Genomic DNA, 17,820 nt, shown 5'->3' on the forward strand with positions numbered 1-17,820 from the left:
AAAAAAACTAGCAGAACCATCCCCTCGGACTATGCCTTATAAATTAATACATAATCACCCGGTCCGATGAGCGCCACTCCAAGGACTAAAGCTTTGGGCTTTGTTTTGATAATGACCTTTAATGGACTGTTTAAGGAAGAAGCATTTTTTTCTACTGTCAACTACCCTAATAAGTACTCTTCCATTACCTTTATCTGACTTTTTCACGGCATAATTTTAATACAGCATTAAGTAAAACGTTAGTACCTTTAGCGCAGTCTTCATATGAAGTTAATTCATCCTCACGATGACTGTAGCCATTTATACTTGGTACAAAAATCATTGCAGTTGGTATATAGGAAGCGATGAATTGAGCATCATGGCCAGCGCCGCTATACATTCGATTTTCTTTATAGCCTAACTCTTTGCAAGTGGATTCCAAAGCATCGATTACTTCTTCATTAAAGTCAACTGTATCTCGATCCCATAGAAGTGTTGATTTGATTGAGCATCCATTTGTATTTTTGGGTAATTGCTCCACGATTCGACTTACTTCGGCAATGACCCCAGGATCCTGATGTCTTGCCTCTAAAGTAAAGGTTACCTCTGAAGGAATAACGGTATGGATATTTGGATAGGCATTGATCCTTCCGATGGTGTAAACAAGATCCGAATCTAGTCTTTGTAATTGTTTTTGCATATCTGCAATCATATTAGCAGCAGTGAACATTGGATCTTTACGCATGCTAATCGGTGTGGTACCTGCATGATTGGATTCTCCATAGACAGTGATTTCGTAGCATACCATTCCTAGCACACCTACTACAACGCCGATATCTATGTTTCTCCTTTCAAGTACAGGTCCTTGTTCAATATGCAGTTCGATATAAGCGCTCGCTTCTTTTAAACGATTTTTCTCAGGTCCTTCGAAACCGCTTTCATTTAATGCTTGAGCAAATGAAATGCCATTTTTATCTGTTGAAGCGAGCATTTTTGTCTTATCAAACTTTCCGGATAACACACCGGAAGACATAAGAGATGGCTCAAACCGGGCTCCTTCTTCATTTGTAAAATTGACAATCGTAATTGGGTAGTCTAACTCGATATTTTCATCTCTTATCGTATAGACAGTCTCTATAGCAGTTAGGACACCGAGCACACCATCGAAACGCCCGCCTTTGGTAACAGAGTCCAAATGAGAACCTATGACAATAGGAGGCAAGTTTTTCTTTCCTGGTAATGTTGCATACATGGTCCCCATATCATCGTAGGTTACGATCATCCCTATTTCTTCGCATATTGTTTGGAATTTCTTACGTGCTGCGATATCTTCCGCAGATAATGAAAGCCTCGTTACTCCGTTGTTATCTGTTTGGCCAAACAAACTAAATAAATCAATTAATTTTTCAAGTCGATTCGCATTACACTTTATCACAAGGAGCCCTCCTTTAATTACTTTGCCAATTCTTCTACTACCTTGGAACTTTCTCTTGCTACAAGTGTGTTAGTTAGTAAACTTACACCTACTCCAATGAAAATATTAACCGCAATGGCTACAAATCCAATGTTGATATCATTAATGACACTTGGAATATTTGGGAAAATATTTGCTAATTTAAATGCAGTGACAGAATTAAATAATACGATGGAAACACCAGTTATAATACCGGCAATCGCCCCGTACGCATTCATGAACTTTGTATTAAAGAATCCGAAAATCAGCGCAGGCACTAATTGGGTAATTAAACCATATGACATGATGTTTAGAATAGCCAAAGCTTCTCCACCGAAAATACTGAAAATATAAGCTGTTAAAATAATGAATAAAACAAATAATTTAGACACGGTCAGCTGCTGGCGATCGGATGAATTTGGCTTAATTAACTTATAAAAACCTGTCATTAACCCGACTGCTCCGGACATGACCATAACGGATACCGGTACTAACGCAGTAAGTACGCCGGCCCCTCCAACAATTCCTACAAACCAAGGATCAAATGTTTGCATCGTGAGACGTAACAGTGACAGGTCACCGTCAGCACCTTCTAAGCCAGGTACTTGAATAATCGCTGAAAATCCAATAAAGAAGGCAAATAAAATTAAAATCGTATACAACGGCAGCGTGATTGCATTTTTCTTTAATGCACGTTCACTTTTAGCGGATAATACTACACTAAACGACTGTGGTAATAGGTAAAAACCAAATGCATTTAGTACGATAGTAGAAATAAACCATGACTTACTTAAGCCTTCAGATGCAAAGGTTAAGACTTCCGGTTTAGTTGTTTGAAGGGCTTCGAATAAAGGCCTGATTCCGCCAAAATAGTGATAAGGAATATAGATACCTAAGAACACAATCACAAATAAAATCATGATATCTTTTAATACGGCATTCCAAGCAGATCCATGGATCCCAGAGACAGTAACATAGATCGTCACAATCGCTGCACCGATCGTCGAAGCCATTAATGGTGAAATGGTTCCATAAGAAGCTTCTGATACGATAATTCCTAATCCTTTTAATTGGATGACGATATATGGGATGAGCGCAATTAAACCGATGAAGGCGACAACCAAACCAAGAGCTTTACTTTTATAAGTTTTCATAAAGTATTGGGGCTGTGAAATGACCCCATGCTTGTTCGCAAAACGCCAAATTTTAGGGACCATCCAATAGGAAAGCACATAGGCCAAGCAAATATAGGCTGGAACATAGTAAGCTGCTGCACCTTTTGAATAGGCCCATCCGCTGCCTCCTAAAAAGGTAAAGGTGGTGTAAACTTCACCAGCAATGAGCAAGAATACGAATAGTGTGCCAAATCCTTTATTCCCAACCGCGAATTCATTGACGTTCATCTCTTTTCCACGGGTTGCTCGAATTCCTAAGTATAAAGCGACCATAGCTACAAGAAAGATAATGATTAAAGCACTGTTCATTACACTTCACTTCCTTTATTTGCAGGATCTAATTTATACACGATGAACAGAACAACCGATGATAGAATCATCCATAATACAATCCAAAACAGTAAGAATGGCACTCCTAAAATATACGGTTCAATGCGATCAGCTACTGGCAGAAGAACACACATTCCAATAAAAGGAATAATCAGTAATAGTTGTGCATACTTTCTCACTTAATTCCCACTCCATTCCTATTCTTGTTTTTTTCATAAACCATTTCACCATCTAGCATCGTTGCATCCACTTTAATTTCGGTTATCTTTTCGATAGGACTGTTTAATAGAGAAGTATTTAATATCACTAAATCTGCCAATTTACCTGCTTCAATGCTGCCTTTACTCTTTTCATCAAAGCTTGCAAAGGCCGCGTTATACGTATACATTCGAATGGCATCCATCAGAGACACCTTTTGTTGCTGTCCAAAAGCTGTACCTTGTCGGGTTAATCGAGCAACGGCTGTGTAAATGCCCACAAGTGGGTTAATTGTTGTTATCGGTGCATCTGATCCGGCGGCGGTGATGATGCCTTGGTCCATTAAGTCCTTCGCTGCATACATATAATCAGTTCGTTCACCATAATTACGGATATAACTTTCACCGAATTCATATGGGAAGGATGGATTGAGTATCGGAATAACATTTAGCCCCCTAGCTTTTTCTTGCAGGTCTGGCGGACAAATTCCTAAATGCTCTACACGATGACGATGATCCTCGCGCGGTTGTTCATGTAATAAACGTTCAATCACACCCAAATATTGTTCAATCGCCTTATCTCCTTGGGCATGTACGGTAATTTGATAGTCATTTTGATGGGCTTCGGAGAGGATTGAATAAAGTTCATCATCTGTATACATCAAGTAACCGTAATTGTCCCCATCACTTGTGTAAGGCTCACGCGTAGCGATGGTCGGTCCTGTACTGCTGCCATCAGTAAATAGTTTGGCAGGTCCAATTTTGAAAAAGTCATTGCCCGTATGAGTCATGACACCAGCCTTTATCATGTTTTTCGTAAAGTTTTCGCAATCGTTTAGACTGGCAATCATGGCATAAATCCTGACTTTTATGTGCTTTTTATTTGAAGCTTTTTGCATGATTCTAAAGGTGTTTTCGTCAAATCCTCCTGCATCGTGGACACTTGTAATTCCATAAGCAAATAATTGTTCTTGCGCTTTTGTCAGTGCATCAAACAATTCTTCATCACTATAAGTCACATATTGATTAAATTGTAAAAAGGCATTCTCGATGAGGCGACCTGTAAATTTGCCGTTGATGTCTTTCTCTATGGTTCCGCCTTGAGGATCAGGAGTTGCTGCATCAATATCGGCTAACTTTAAGGCAGCTGAATTAACAATGCCGATATGCCCGCAGGTTCGGGTAATGACGATCGGGTGTTCTTCTGTTAATTGATCTAGTTCTTGAATGGTGGGATAACGTTGCTCTTCTACCATTAGCTCATTGAATCCAAATACGCGTATAATTTGTCCATTTTTCGCCTTTTGAACAATAGATGCTAATTTTTCTAATAGCTCCTGTACCGAGTTAATCGAGGGTTCTTTACAGTTGAGGTGCATTAATGTATTGCCGTATAAAAAAAGATGCATATGAGCATCAATCAGACCCGGCAAAACAGATCTTCCATGCAAATCAATGACTTTTGTTGAGGAGGTAATGAGCTTTTTAATTTCTTCTGTTGTTCCTACTGCTGCAATTTTTTTGTCTTCTATCAAACATGCTTCAAAGACTTCGTTTCTACCATTCACTGAAATGACTTCACCGTTTAATAGAGCTGTCTGATTCATTGGTCCACTCCTTTATCTAAATTTTTAGATTATAACAAAAATAAATATAACATAGCTTTTTAACCGCTCGGTATGAACATAATGTAAAGAAGTTTTCTTAACCGTTTTACATTATGTTATATTATTCTTTGTAAGCGCTCTTTTGGAGGGGAGGTTCAAAATGTCTTATTCGCTAACGGTTCAAGATTTATTTGATAAAAAACATTTTCAAAACGTGGAGATTATAGCAGGTCAAGGCGGGGTTTCGAATACAATCAAGTGGGTTCATATACTAGAATCGAAAGAGATCACTAGTTTAATAAAGGGCAACGAATTAATTTTAACAACTGGAATTCAACTCATAGAGGAAAAGACTCTATTCAATTTTGTAGAACAACTGATCGCAAAAGAAGCAGCCGGATTATGTATTGAATTTGGTGAACATATTCAATCTGTACCTCATCATGTAATCGAGTTAGCCAATTTACATCTTTTCCCCATTCTTGTGTTTAGTGAGATTGTTCCCTTTATTGAAATAACACAAGAAATACATAGTGTATTAATTAATCAACAGTATGAAATGATCAAACGGTTGGAGAATTATTCTCAAGAAATCAACAAATTAACATTGAAAATCACTCATTATGAACATATTTTATTGAGACTTAATAGATTTTTAAACATGAACGTTGCCTTTATCATAAACGGTCAGCAGCCATTTTTTATACCAAATGAAAAACACCAGATATATAAAAACTTAAGAGACAATTATGAAACAAAGGGGAGTTCAAGGCATTTTGCCAAATGTGAAGTAAATATATTAGAAGAACGTTATGGGGAAGTATGTATTTTCACAGAGGATCGTACGATTAATGAGTTTGAATTGTTAGTATTGGATCGAACGGTTATTGCCCTATCCCAATATTTGTTACGCAGTTTATATATAGAAGAGAAACAAAATATGCACTCCCGAATGTTATTAGAGGCTTGGTTAGGTGGAACGGTTGAAGATTCTGTAATCGCCTCCTTTTTAAAGGAACAGAGTTTTCACCATTTATTAAATTGCTCTTACTTTGTATTAATCGATCAGATAAAGAAATCAAAAAAAGAAAATGACTTAAATTATTACAAATTATACACCCGGAATGTTTTTGAAAAAAAAGGATTCGTTTTATTTCTATTAGAAGAAAAACAACGGCTAATTTATATTATTGCGGATATCTATGGATATGATCTAAAACACCGTATTATCGAATGCATAGAGAAAATCAAGAACTTTAGAAAGAATCATAAATATATAGATCTATCTGTCACTACCGCTGTCGGGCAGATTGTAAAACAATATAAATTAGTCCATCAAAGTTACGAAACGGCACAGGATACCCTGTTAATCCGAAGTAATGCTGCTCATCTTTCTTATTTTTATGAAGATCTGTACTTACATCAATTAGTTCTTCAGCTGCAAAAAAATAAAGCCATTATGGATTTAGCCAAAAGATATTTAGAGCCCCTCTATGAATACGATGCTAAAAATAATGGGAATCTGATTGTAACATTACAGGTTTATCTACAATGTAATTGTCAGAAAAATGAGACGGCTGAAAATCTATTTATTGTTCGTCAAACGTTATATCATCGTTTGTCTAAAATTGAAAGCTTAATAGGCAGTGATTATATGCTTCCGCCTAAGCGGCTTGTTGTTGAATTAATGCTGCTCGCTACTCAATTTAATTTCCAGTCTGCAGATGTAGAAAATCTCTCTTAAGAAAGAGGGATTTTTTTTCGTACAAAAAGTTGTCAATATGTGAAACGTCTTTCGAAAACGTTTTACATTATGTCTGATGATAATAGGTCCGTAACCCTTCACAATAAAGACAGACGAAACAAATTGTAAAGGAGTGACTCAAATGGGTAATGTTCAAACAGGTGAAAATTTAGTCACGAAAGATGAGAAATATCTTTGGCATTCAATGAAGCCGTATAACCCGCAAGCTACTTCCATCATTCAAAAAGCGGAAGGTGCTTGGCTGACAGATATTGAGGGCAATCGTTATTTAGATGCCATGTCGGGATTATGGTGTGTAAATGTTGGTTATGGAAGAGAAGAAATAGCAAAAGCGGCATATGACCAACTTTTAGAGAATAACTATACACCATTAACAAATGGGCATCCTACAGCGATTTTACTTGCTGAAAAAATCAGCGAATTATTAGGTGGAGATTATGTAGTATTTTTCTCCAATAGCGGCTCTGAGGCAAATGAAACAGCATTTAAAATTGTCAGGCAGTATTACCAGCAAAAAGGGCAAGGCAACCGTTATAAAATCGTATCTCGTTATCGTGCCTATCACGGGAACTCCATGGGAGCACTTGCTGCAACAGGGCAAGCAGAACGGAAATATAAATACGAACCATTAGCACCTGGATTTATTCATGTGAAAGCGCCGGATCAATATCGCTCCAATGAGGATGGATTTAAGAATCCAAGCGATTTACCTTCCGTTAAAGCAGTAGACGAAATCATGACATGGGAACATTCAGAAACCATTGCGGCGATGATATTGGAGCCGATTATTACAGGCGGCGGGGTCATTATGCCTCCGGATGATTACTTAAAGGGTGTAAAAGAAGTTTGCGAGAAGCATGGTGCCTTATTAATTGTAGATGAAGTCATTTGCGGCTTCGGACGTACAGGAAAAGCTTTCGGGCATCAGCATTATGGGGTTCAGCCAGACATTATTACCATGGCAAAGGGACTTACCAGCGCTTATATGCCACTTTCAGCAACTGCAGTAAAGAGAGAAATTTATGAGGAGTTTACTAAAAACGGCAATTATGACTTTTTCCGCCACATCAATACATTTGGAGGCTCTCCAGCAGCATGTGCAGTGGCATTAAAAAATCTTGAAATTATGGAACGAGAAAATTTATTTGAACAATCTACTGAAATGGGTGCGATTTTAATAGAAGAATTAAATGCTAGAATTTCACAACATCCTCATGTTGGTGATATTCGCGGAAAAGGATTGCTTGTTGGAATCGAGCTAGTCGAAGACCGCAATACAAAAAATCCTTTACCTGTAGAAAAGGTCAATCAAGTGATTGCAAAGTGCAAAGAACAAGGATTAATTATTGGAAAAAATGGTGTCACCGTAGCAGGATATAACAACGTATTAACATTATCTCCACCATTAAATATTACGTTAGAGGAAAAAGATTTTATTTTAGCAACCTTGGTAAAAGCAATTGAATCATTATAACCAAACGAATCCAAAGAGTAGCTTTTTAAATCGAAAGGAGAACAGGTAGATGACAAACATTACTGATATCAAAGAACTTACACATTTTATTGATGGAAAAATGATCAATGGGGAAAGCGGCCGTTTTTCAGAAGTGTTCAATCCGGCAACAGGAGAAATCATTGCGAAAGTACCATTAGCATCCTCCAATGAAGTGAAAGATGCGATAAAAAAAGCAGAAGCCGCCTTTCCGGCATGGCGTGATCTCTCCGTTGCGAAGCGTGCAGAAGTTGTCCTGAATTTCCGAAACCTGCTTAAGAAAAATAAAGATAAAGTAATTGAATTAATCTGCATCGAAAGTGGTAAAACAGAAGAAGATGCACAGGGTGAAATTACTCGTGGATTAGAATCAGTAGATTTAGCGATTAATGCGCCTCATTTCATGAAGGGTGAGTATTCAGTAAATGTAGGCGGACAAATTAATGCCTATTCAGCTAAATATCCACTTGGTGTAGTGGCAGCCATCTCTCCTTTTAATTTTCCAATCATGGTGCCATTAGCGCAAACAAGTATGGCAGTAGCCGTTGGAAATGCTGTTATCTTAAAAGCTTCTGAGCGTGTACCTATGACCGCTTTATATATTTGTGAATTATGGAAAGAAGCTGGACTGCCAGATGGTATTTGGACAGTTATCAATGGTGATAAAGAGGCGGTAAATGAACTACTTGAAAATCCAGCTGTACAGGCCATTTCATTCGTTGGGTCTACACCAGTAGCACACTATATTTATGAAACTAGCGCTAAATATGGCAAACGTGTGGTTGCCTTAGGCGGCGGAAAAAATAATATGGTCGTTATGCCTGATGCTGATTTAGAACAAGTAGCGAATGCTTTCATCAGTGCAGGGTATGGAGCTGCCTCACAACGGTGTATGGCCATTTCTACATTAATGCCGGTCGGACAAGAAACGGCTGATCGTTTGGTAGAAATTTTAAAAGAAAAGGTTGACAACTTAAAAGTTGGTGCTTTTACAGAAGGTGCAGATTACGGCCCAGTTATTTCCTTGCAAGCAAAAGAAAGCATCCTAAAAGCAATCAATCACAGTGAAGTAGAAGGTGCAACACTCGTTTGTGATGGCCGTAATAAAGACATTACCAAAAATGATGGAGGATTCTTCCTTGCCCCAACGTTGCTTGACCATGTGAAACCAGGTATGAAAATTTATGAAGAAGAAGTTTTCGGTCCTGTTCGTAATATTGTACGTGTTGATAGTTTAGAGGAAGCAATCCAATTAATTAATCAGCAAGAATTAGCAAATGGTGTAACGATCTATACCAATAATGGACTGGCAGCTCGAAAATTCACTACTGAAATTGATGTAGGAATGGTCGGCGTAAATGTACCAATTCCAATTCCAGTTGGCTTTCATAACTTTGCTGGTTTTAAGGGCTCAAGATTTGGCGACGGGCAAATGTTCGGCCCAGATCAAGCACGGTTCTATACGAAGACAAAAACAGTTTCAGAACGCTGGTTATCAGCAAGTGATAATAGTGATCTATCATTTGCATTCCCTAGTAATAAATAATACAGCCAGTGGTTTTGGTGCCTGTCACCCCCCGATTAATGTCGATGAATTCGACAAAATGCGGGTAATGACACGCACTTTTGTCAGCGCCGGAACAGGTTGTTATTCAAGGGAAAATGGGAGTTTAATATCCTTTTAATGATTCAAATTTTTAATATCAGTAAAAAAAGGACAGTAGAGCAGAATAAATGCCCTATCTATCCTTTTTTAGTGCATTTTATGAAAGGGCAAGAGCTACAAATTCAACAGTTTAAATGGCCTTCATCATATGATGAAGGCCAAAATTCTTGATAGAATACTTTAATCTGTTCTTCATCCAGCCGAAAAACCAGCAGAACCGTCCCCTTGGACTATGCCTTATAAATTAATACATAATCCCCGGGTCCGATGAGCGCCACTCCAAGGACTACAGCGATCAAAATAAAGTTATATTCATAACCGCCTTCAGTCATCCAAAAGCCATTCTTGCCATGGACGGTGAAGATGGCATCAATCATAACGATAATGATAAGAATTGCACCCAGCCAGGTGAGCAGTCCCGCTGAAAACAGCAGCCCGCCAGCCAATTCGAATACTCCCGCTAATATCGCCCATGTTTTACCGCCAGTCTTGATTCCAATCGACCCTAAAAATTCACCAAACTTGACGACCCCTGGACCGCCAAACCAGCCGAATAATTTTTGGCATCCATGCCCCACGAACGTCATTCCAACAGCCAATCGAATAATCAAAAGCCCTAAATTAATCATTCCTACCCCTTCTTTCAAAGACGATAGCCCAACATTATTAAAGCCGGACAACTAAATATCCCATTTAACTTACTACTTTTTACTGTTGATTTACCCGGGACCGTTTGATAAAGAACGATAGAACTAATGCTACAAATGCGATTCCGGTTGCAACAATAAAGGCATCATTAATCCCTTCAATCGTAGCTTGTTGCATGGTTTGACCGTAAATTAAATAGGTGGAAAGCTCTTTTCCGGCTGCAGCCGGCAGGTTCGTGAAAGCTGACAGACCTTGACCAAGCTGGGATAAACTGCTGGCTATAAAAGAATTGGAACTTGAGATTGCATCCCCATACCCACTATAATGGAACCCTTGTCTTGTCGTCATGACTGTAACTAGGAAGGCGGTCCCTATACTTCCTGCTACCTGCCTGGCTGTATTGGAGGCAGCCGTCCCATGAGCGCCAAGATGCCGTGGTAACTGATTCAATCCTTCTGTCATGACGGTCATCATGATAAAAGACATTCCAAACATCCGCATCACGTATAAAAACAGAATATGGCCATAACTGGTTGTCATACTTAGACTGGTAAATCCCCATGTGGTAAGTACAGTAATCGCTAATCCAGTAACGGCTAGCCATCTTGCCCCGATTTTATCAAAAAGAGCTCCTGAGATAGGAGACATTATGCCCATCACGATGGCACCTGGAAGCATCAACAGGCCTGATTGTAATGCTGTATACCCTCGAATGTTTTGCAAATAAATCGGAAGTAAGATCATGGCGCCAAACATAGCCATGTTAACAATCATACTGATAACGGTTGTTAAGGCGAAAATATCATATTTAAAGACCCGTAAATTAAGCATTGGCTTTTCTGCCGTCAGTTCGCGCCAAACAAAACAGATTAAAGAAATTATTCCTATGATTAAGGAGATAACCACTGTTCTGCTGGACCAGCCATCATTACCCGCTTCACTGAATCCGTATAACAAGAACCCAAAACCTAGGGTTGAAAATAAAAATCCTGAGAAATCAAATTTAGGATTTGTTACTTTCGTAACGTCCTTCATCCACATGAAGCTAAGAATTAAATCAAGTAAACCGATTGGGATAACAATATCAAACAATAACCGCCATGAAAAATGGCCAATGAGCCACCCGGATAATGTTGGACCGATCGCAGGAGCAAATATCATGACAATCCCCATAATCCCCATAGCCTTGCCGCGTTTTTCCGGAGGGAATAATGCAAAAAATACAGTCATTAACAGGGGCATAATAATACCTGCACCGCATGCCTGAATGACCCTTCCAATCATGAGCATACTAAAGTTTGCTGACACTGAACAAACTACCGAACCCAATGTAAATAAGAAAATGGCGCTAATGAACAGTTTTCTTGTTCCAAACTTCTCTATTAAAAAGGCCGTTATAGGAATCGCAATTCCGTTTACTAACATATATCCTGTGGAGAGCCATTGTACGGTATTAGCTGAAATTCCTAAATCATTCATAATATGCGGAATGGCCACATTCAGTAAGGTTTGATTCAGAATGGCAACAAACGCACCTAGCATTAAAGCCACAAGAATTTTTCCGTTTCCTGATTCTTTTTCAGCATCGGAAGCAGATGGTTCTTTCTGCTTTTTCATGCTTTCTTTCGGCTGAACATCCTCCTGTGCAGATTTCAATTCTGCTTCCATTTCTTCAGAATCTTTCAGCACTTCCTGCGATGTAATCTCTTCAGCCTTTATGTCCTTGTTTTCATTCAGAGGTAAAATTTGCTCAATCTCCTCATTCTTTATCTCAGAATGAACAGCCTTCTCAATTACCTCTTCATTCATCTTTTCTGTTTGTGCTCTACGCGACTTCTTTTTATTGATGATATTAAAATTTATTAAAAGCAGCAGCAAAAGGCCTAAGACAACATAAACAGTGATATAAATTAACATGTTATCACCTACTTATGAATCCGTACTGTTACGTTCATACCGGGAACGATGGCTACACCTTTATTATCATCAATAGAAATTTTTACCGGAATCACTTGAGTCACTTTGGTGTAGTTCCCTGTATTATTCGAACTTGGTAACAGAGAAAATGTTCCAGCCGTCGCTAAACCGATTTGCTGAACTTTTCCTTTTAACGTGTTATTTGGAAAAGCATCCACATAGATATCGACATCCTGCCCGATTGTCACTTCATCAATTTTGGTTTCCTCAATATTTGCTGTAACCCAAAGATTATTAAAATCATATTCTTTCGCTAATGGTGTTCCTGCAGCCACAAATGAATTTTGAACTCCACTATTTTGAACAATCGTTCCGTCAGTTGGCATCGTTACATTCATGTCTATAGGTTTCCCATCTGCATCTGTTGTTGTGATGGTCCCAACTTTAGAATCCTTTGAAAAATGATCACCGAGATTGCCTTTCCAATCAGTCAATTTTCCATTGGCCGGAGCCGCAATCGTTACTTGTTGTCCTGCTATTTGGGCATTATCCGTGGATAAATAATTTACTGCTCCATTATAGTAGGCATATCCTCCAACACCACCACCCACTAATATAAGCAGAATAATTATGTTCAATAAGAGCAATTTTTTAGTGCTCATTCATTTTTCCTCCCTTAATGGTTGAATCGTTTAAAGAGTGCGGTTTAGTGATCTCCAATTCATTATTTTGTCCGCCCATCACGCTCTCCCTTCTTTTGCTTTCCTTATTTAAATCCGTATAGAATGCAGTACGTTCAGAACAAATTATAAATAATCTACTTTTGAGCGTCAATAAACAAAATGACACATTGTCACACCGAATATTGACAAATAAATATAGGAAGATTATCATATTTCTAAATTCTATTATGACATGTTATCATTTCGAAAAAGGAGTTCGTCAATGCCAAAGCAAACCTTTTTTAATTTAACAAAAGAAAAACAAGGAGTATTAATAAATGCTGCTAAGAAAGAGTTTTCGAGGGTTCCTTTACATGAGGCATCTATTTCGAATATTATCAAGGATGCTGGAATACCCAGGGGAAGTTTCTATCAATATTTTGAAGACTTAGAAGATCTTTTCTACTTTTTATTACATGAGCATTCGCAACGAAATTATGAGCGAATTATTGCAATCATCAAAATGAACAATGGAGATTTATTTGAGTCCATTGTGGATTGGTTTAAAGCCATTCTTATTATGTTTGAGGAACCAGAAAATCGACAATATTTTAAAAATGCCTTTTTAAATATGAATTATAAAATCGAAAAAACATTTACTCAGAATATGTATGGGGAAAGAAGAAAAAGCAAATTTTTTGAAATTATCCACTTAATTAACTCAGATAATTTAAACATATCGAGTGAGGAAGAACTCTACCACATCTTTAAAATACTGATGGCTGTTTCGTTTCAAAATCTCGCGCATGCATTCGCGAAGGAGCTACAGATTAATGATGTGATGAAAACCTATTTGTTGGAGATTGAGTTACTTAAAAAAGGTTTTTATAAGGAGACCAATTAAGCTACGGATAAATGAATAATCCTTAGAGTTCACCAAGCAGTCACTTTGAGAACTTGCTTCATCATTCATGGCAAACAAAAACAATAGGATGGAGATTTATGCAAGCATATGAGATGATGATCAACCCAGTTAAGAAAGTAAAGGAAACGGACACAGTTCGTTATGTAATCGAAAAATTCATTGAAAATCGTATCAGTGGACTACCAGTAGTCAACGAAAGAAATGAAATTGTGGGTTATATTAGTGATGGGGATATCATGAGGTATATCGGCAAGCATCAGTATCGATTCATTGATCCCCTCCAATTCGGTTTCGTTATCAATGGTGATCATGAGGATTTTGAGCATAAAATCCGAAATCTGCTAGAGTTAAATGTAATGAGCATTGCCAAAAGAAAGGTTTTCAAAGTCTCCTGGGATGAAGAAATAGAAACTATCGCTTCAATTTTAGGAAAAAAACAAATAAAAAAACTACCTGTTGAGCGGAACGGAGTATTAGTTGGAATCATTAGCCGAGGTGATGTCATTAGACATTCCTTTAGAACAGTCCTTTAACATCTCAAATGGAGAAAGGCTGCAGATCCATCTACAGCCCTTTTTATTCGCTTGAATTTTCCTTGTGCCTGTAATTCTATTATAAGTACAGGGTCACCGCACACACTTTAAGGTGATGTTTTCCTTTGTCCAAGTAAGGAAAACATCACTCATTATCCATGAAATTCTGCCTCTCCAAGTATTTCAGCACTGTTTGTGAAAACTCGAGGTGAGATTCCTTCGTATACTTGGCAATGGTATAGACTTGAGCAAGATTTTTTAATCCCAATGATTCTATCATTTCCTTGAGCCTAGGGACGTCCATGTAGCGTTTCCAGCCCTTTTCATTTCTTTCTTTGTAGATTTCTAAGATATCTTCATCAGAATAATCATGATAATGGTCGTAGTGAACAAGTCCGTGCCTAGGCAATCGATCGCGCGGAGCAGGGTTTTCTGCTGGATACCCTAATGAATAACCCACAACGGGTACGACATTGGGCGGCAAGTTTAGCAGTTCACCAATTTGATCGCACTTTGCAAGTGTTGAGCCCATATAGCAAATGCCCAGCCCGGCATTCTCTGCTGCTAAAGCACAGTTTTGTGATGCCAAAACCGCATCAATGGCACCTATCATAAAGCTCATAAAATTATCAAAATGTACTGGTGCATCATTAAGAGAAAGCCATTTTCTCATTCTATTAAAATCAGCACAAAAAGTTAATAGTATAGGTGCATCAACAACCATCGATTGATCCATATGTGCAGAGTATAATTTTTTCTTAAGCTCTTTGTCTTTTGTGACAACAATCGAATAAGACTGCATATTGCCACTAGAAGAGGCACGAATCCCCGCATCTAAGATTTGATCCAACAGTTCTTGACTTACTTCCCTATCTTCATATTCTCGTATAGACCTGTGCCCGAATATAACATCGTTTAATTCCAATGCAATCACTCCTTATAAACAGTATAACATTGTAAACGGTTTCAGCCCCTCATATGGTAAGGATTTAAAGTAACTAGGAGAAAAAGAAGAAGAATTTGAAGAAAGTACCAAAAGAAGACAAAAAGCAGTAATAGAAAAGAGCACCATATGTATAGTGCCCCTATTATTAATATATATCTTGAATCTGACACATTTTTCTAGACTAAAATTGCTTCCTTGCAAAATACTTTTGAATTCAAAAGATAATTATCAACTTTTTCCTGAATCACCTTAAATCCAATTCCTGGTCCCTTTGGTACAGTGACGATGCCTGGTTTACTTAGGGTTACTTCTGGACCAATGATATCCTCTGCAAAGTATTTTTTTGAAGCAGAAGTATCCCCTGGGATGATAAAGTTGGATAGGGAGGCAATGGCTATATTGTGAGCACGACCAACTCCTGCCTCTAGCATTCCGCCACACCAAACCGGGATACCATATAGTTTGCAAAGGTCATGAATTTTTTTCGCTTCCGTTAAACCACCTACACGTCCAATTTTGATATTAATAATTTTACAGCTTCCTAATTCAATGGCTTTTCTAGCATCCTCTACGGAGTGGATACTTTCATCTAAGCAGATAGGAGTTTGTAACTCTCTTTGGAGCTTGGCATGATCAATAATATCATCGTGTGCAAGTGGCTGTTCAATCATGATGAGGCCATACTGATCTAATTGTTTAAGTGTGTCAATATCATCCAGCGTATACGCAGAGTTTGCATCAGCCATAAGCGGGATATCATACCCAAAGGTTTCCCGTATCGCTTTAACTAGCTCTACATCGACACCTGGTTTAATTTTAACTTTTATCTTTTTATAGCCTTCCGCTAAAAAGCCTTCAACCTTTTTTAATAAATCTTCAACAGTCGGTTGAATTCCAATACTTACACCAACTTCGATTTCTTCCTTGACCCCGCCTAGCGCTTGGGAGAGCGAAATTCCCTTTTGTTTGGCATATAAATCCCATATGGCACTTTCTATCGCTGATTTAGCCATATTATTTCTACGAATCCAAGAGAATAATTTTGTGAATTCTTCAGGAGATTCAAAATCAGTCTCCAGTACCTTAGGAATAATAAATTGTTCAGCTACATGCCAAGCCGTATCAATCGTTTCTTCATTATACATTGGTAAATCCATGGCGACGCTTTCTGCATAACCAACGTAACCGTCTCCATAAACACTAACGAGAATAAATTCTTTCTCTTTTTCGACCCCAAAGCTTGTTTCAAATGGATGAAGCATTGGCATTTTCAAACGCTCTAATTTCACTTTTTCAATTTTCAATTTCTCTTCCTCCTCTAACAGTTGCGTATTTGGTCTATCTAATAAAGGCACCTTGGTTGCTATTAGTTTTAAGTATTTTTTTCAAAGGTTGCTAGTATCGTTCTTGTTAATATTTCAATACCATCAATTAATGCTTCACGATTAAAAGTCATATAAGGATGGTGTAAGCCAGGAGTCAATCCACATCCCAGCCCAAGCATGGTTGTTTTTACTTCCGGACGATCTACGCTATAAAAATGGAAATCCTCGCAACCTGACGAAATGCTCGGAGGAAGTAAATTTTCTTTTCCTAATACGGTTTCAATCGAGTCTGCCATAATGGACTGAGCCTCATCATTAACTTCGGCTGCTACTAAATTGGCATCATATTGATAGTCAATTTTCACCTGATACAGGTCAGAAATATTCTGTATGATTCCTTTTACTTTTTCTGTCAGCCCCCCCATCACTTCATTAGATTGCGCCCGTAAATCAAGGCCAAAATCAGCCGATCCGGGAATAATGTTTCCATTGTCTCCCCCAGCGATAAACTTGGTCATCTTAACTGAATAAGGAGTCATTGGGTCAAGATAAATCCCCTTTAAATGTTCAACAATCGAAGCCCCAACCTCTATGGCATTCGTTCCCATATGCGGCCGTCCCCCATGATGGTCATGTCCAATTATTCTGCCTGTAATAAACCGCCCCGCACCATGGACTATGGCTGGTGCTGCTTTCCTATTAGGAACCTCTACATCTGGTCTCAAGTGAACGCCATACAAGTAATCAACATCATCAATGACCTTTTTTTCAATCATTTTTAGCGCACCATCACCTTTTTCTTCCGCTGGTTGAAAAATAAATTTTACTTTCCCAGGTAGATCCACCTTTAGCTTTTTCAGAGTCATTGCTACTCCCAATACTAGTGTCATGTGCGCATCATGACCACATGAATGATTCGCTTGAAAGGTACCGTTTACTTCCTGCCATAAGGCATCCATATCTGACCTTAGCCCAACTGTAAAAGGCCCCTCTCCCATCTCACCAATTACACCTGTACAATCATCAAAAGTGGTCACGTTAATACCCAGCTCTTTGAGTCGGTTAGCGATGTATTCAGTCGTTTGATATTCCTTCCAGCTCACCTCAGGGTACTGATGTAAATGGTCAAAAATCTCAAAGACTTTTTCTCTAATGTCGTTAACAACCAATGTTTCAATCAAAATGAATTTCTCCTTTTCT

Annotated in this window: 16 protein-coding genes; 5 read left to right on the forward strand and 11 right to left on the reverse strand. The window is 38.3% G+C overall.

From position 1 onward, the window contains the following. Positions 1-29 precede the first annotated feature (29 nt). From ACIFOT_RS28255 to ACIFOT_RS28275, 5 genes are read right to left on the reverse strand one after another with little or no spacing between them, the layout of a single operon-like run. A complete protein-coding gene (locus ACIFOT_RS28255; RefSeq protein WP_430071047.1) occupies positions 30-161 on the reverse strand; it encodes a hypothetical protein in 132 nt (43 codons plus the stop codon). Positions 162-190: 29 nt separating this feature from the next. Then, positions 191-1,414 (reverse strand): Zn-dependent hydrolase, encoded by a 1,224-nt coding sequence (locus ACIFOT_RS28260; RefSeq protein WP_430071049.1) that lies wholly within the window; start codon positions 1,412-1,414, stop codon positions 191-193. 17 nt (positions 1,415-1,431) lie between these two features. Next, a complete protein-coding gene (locus ACIFOT_RS28265; RefSeq protein WP_430071052.1) occupies positions 1,432-2,916 on the reverse strand; it encodes a sodium:solute symporter family protein in 1,485 nt (494 codons plus the stop codon). After that, positions 2,916-3,116 (reverse strand): DUF3311 domain-containing protein, encoded by a 201-nt coding sequence (locus ACIFOT_RS28270; RefSeq protein ID WP_430071055.1) that lies wholly within the window; start codon positions 3,114-3,116, stop codon positions 2,916-2,918. The genes ACIFOT_RS28265 and ACIFOT_RS28270 overlap by 1 nt, the downstream gene beginning before the upstream one ends. Beyond that, positions 3,113-4,741 (reverse strand): amidohydrolase, encoded by a 1,629-nt coding sequence (locus ACIFOT_RS28275; protein ID WP_430071058.1) that lies wholly within the window; start codon positions 4,739-4,741, stop codon positions 3,113-3,115. The genes ACIFOT_RS28270 and ACIFOT_RS28275 overlap by 4 nt, the downstream gene beginning before the upstream one ends. A gap of 160 nt (positions 4,742-4,901) precedes the next feature. Between ACIFOT_RS28275 and ACIFOT_RS28280 the strand changes: the two genes are divergently transcribed. The 3 genes from ACIFOT_RS28280 (at position 4,902) to ACIFOT_RS28290 (ending at position 9,544) form a co-directional block, all read left to right on the forward strand. Further along, positions 4,902-6,485 carry a PucR family transcriptional regulator gene (locus ACIFOT_RS28280; RefSeq protein ID WP_430071061.1) on the forward strand — a complete coding sequence of 528 codons (1,584 nt, stop codon included), beginning with the start codon at positions 4,902-4,904 and terminating at the stop codon, positions 6,483-6,485. A gap of 142 nt (positions 6,486-6,627) precedes the next feature. Beyond that, positions 6,628-7,980: an aspartate aminotransferase family protein gene (locus ACIFOT_RS28285; protein WP_430071064.1), complete on the forward strand. Its 1,353-nt coding sequence runs from the start codon at positions 6,628-6,630 to the stop codon at positions 7,978-7,980. A gap of 49 nt (positions 7,981-8,029) precedes the next feature. After that, the gene (locus tag ACIFOT_RS28290) at positions 8,030-9,544 is read left to right on the forward strand and encodes a CoA-acylating methylmalonate-semialdehyde dehydrogenase (RefSeq protein ID WP_430071067.1); all 1,515 of its coding nucleotides are present in this window, start codon (positions 8,030-8,032) and stop codon (positions 9,542-9,544) included. A gap of 350 nt (positions 9,545-9,894) precedes the next feature. On the opposite strand, the gene ACIFOT_RS28295 is transcribed toward ACIFOT_RS28290, so the two are convergent. The 3 genes from ACIFOT_RS28295 to ACIFOT_RS28305 form a co-directional block, all read right to left on the reverse strand. Continuing rightward, the gene (locus ACIFOT_RS28295) at positions 9,895-10,293 is read right to left on the reverse strand and encodes a DoxX family protein (RefSeq protein ID WP_430071070.1); all 399 of its coding nucleotides are present in this window, start codon (positions 10,291-10,293) and stop codon (positions 9,895-9,897) included. A gap of 79 nt (positions 10,294-10,372) precedes the next feature. Beyond that, positions 10,373-12,229: a DHA2 family efflux MFS transporter permease subunit gene (locus ACIFOT_RS28300; RefSeq protein WP_430071073.1), complete on the reverse strand. Its 1,857-nt coding sequence runs from the start codon at positions 12,227-12,229 to the stop codon at positions 10,373-10,375. Positions 12,230-12,237: 8 nt separating this feature from the next. Continuing rightward, complete coding sequence (locus ACIFOT_RS28305) at positions 12,238-12,891, reverse strand: HlyD family secretion protein (RefSeq protein ID WP_430071076.1); 654 nt, start codon at positions 12,889-12,891, stop codon at positions 12,238-12,240. A gap of 283 nt (positions 12,892-13,174) precedes the next feature. Between ACIFOT_RS28305 and ACIFOT_RS28310 the strand changes: the two genes are divergently transcribed. Further along, positions 13,175-13,795, forward strand: a complete 621-nt coding sequence (locus ACIFOT_RS28310; RefSeq protein ID WP_430071079.1) for a TetR/AcrR family transcriptional regulator — start codon at positions 13,175-13,177, stop codon at positions 13,793-13,795. A gap of 98 nt (positions 13,796-13,893) precedes the next feature. Continuing rightward, on the forward strand, positions 13,894-14,349 hold the full coding sequence (locus ACIFOT_RS28315) for a CBS domain-containing protein (protein WP_430071081.1): 456 nt from the start codon (positions 13,894-13,896) through the stop codon (positions 14,347-14,349). Positions 14,350-14,494: 145 nt separating this feature from the next. Here ACIFOT_RS28315 and ACIFOT_RS28320 read toward each other — a convergent pair whose 3' ends face one another. The 3 genes from ACIFOT_RS28320 to ACIFOT_RS28330 form a co-directional block, all read right to left on the reverse strand. Next, on the reverse strand, positions 14,495-15,283 hold the full coding sequence (locus ACIFOT_RS28320; protein ID WP_430071084.1) for a nitroreductase family protein: 789 nt from the start codon (positions 15,281-15,283) through the stop codon (positions 14,495-14,497). Between the two features lie 188 nt (positions 15,284-15,471). After that, positions 15,472-16,599: an o-succinylbenzoate synthase gene (menC, locus tag ACIFOT_RS28325; RefSeq protein ID WP_430071086.1), complete on the reverse strand. Its 1,128-nt coding sequence runs from the start codon at positions 16,597-16,599 to the stop codon at positions 15,472-15,474. Between the two features lie 68 nt (positions 16,600-16,667). After that, complete coding sequence (locus tag ACIFOT_RS28330) at positions 16,668-17,801, reverse strand: M20 peptidase aminoacylase family protein (protein ID WP_430071088.1); 1,134 nt, start codon at positions 17,799-17,801, stop codon at positions 16,668-16,670. Positions 17,802-17,820: the final 19 nt, after the last annotated feature.

This window comes from Neobacillus sp. NRS-1170, from assembly GCF_050468025.1.

Excerpts from the sequence above, each read along its gene's own strand:
- ACIFOT_RS28295 (WP_430071070.1), bottom strand. The coding sequence starts at position 10,293 with ATGATTAATTTAGGGCTTTTGATTATTCGATTGGCTGTTGGAATGACG.
- ACIFOT_RS28315 (WP_430071081.1), top strand. The coding sequence starts at position 13,894 with ATGCAAGCATATGAGATGATGATCAACCCAGTTAAGAAAGTAAAGGAA.
- ACIFOT_RS28285 (WP_430071064.1), top strand. The coding sequence starts at position 6,628 with ATGGGTAATGTTCAAACAGGTGAAAATTTAGTCACGAAAGATGAGAAA.
- ACIFOT_RS28305 (WP_430071076.1), bottom strand. The coding sequence starts at position 12,891 with ATGAGCACTAAAAAATTGCTCTTATTGAACATAATTATTCTGCTTATA.
- ACIFOT_RS28275 (WP_430071058.1), bottom strand. The coding sequence starts at position 4,741 with ATGAATCAGACAGCTCTATTAAACGGTGAAGTCATTTCAGTGAATGGT.
- ACIFOT_RS28300 (WP_430071073.1), bottom strand. The coding sequence starts at position 12,229 with ATGTTAATTTATATCACTGTTTATGTTGTCTTAGGCCTTTTGCTGCTG.
- ACIFOT_RS28280 (WP_430071061.1), top strand. The coding sequence starts at position 4,902 with ATGTCTTATTCGCTAACGGTTCAAGATTTATTTGATAAAAAACATTTT.
- ACIFOT_RS28265 (WP_430071052.1), bottom strand. The coding sequence starts at position 2,916 with ATGAACAGTGCTTTAATCATTATCTTTCTTGTAGCTATGGTCGCTTTA.
- ACIFOT_RS28290 (WP_430071067.1), top strand. The coding sequence starts at position 8,030 with ATGACAAACATTACTGATATCAAAGAACTTACACATTTTATTGATGGA.
- ACIFOT_RS28310 (WP_430071079.1), top strand. The coding sequence starts at position 13,175 with ATGCCAAAGCAAACCTTTTTTAATTTAACAAAAGAAAAACAAGGAGTA.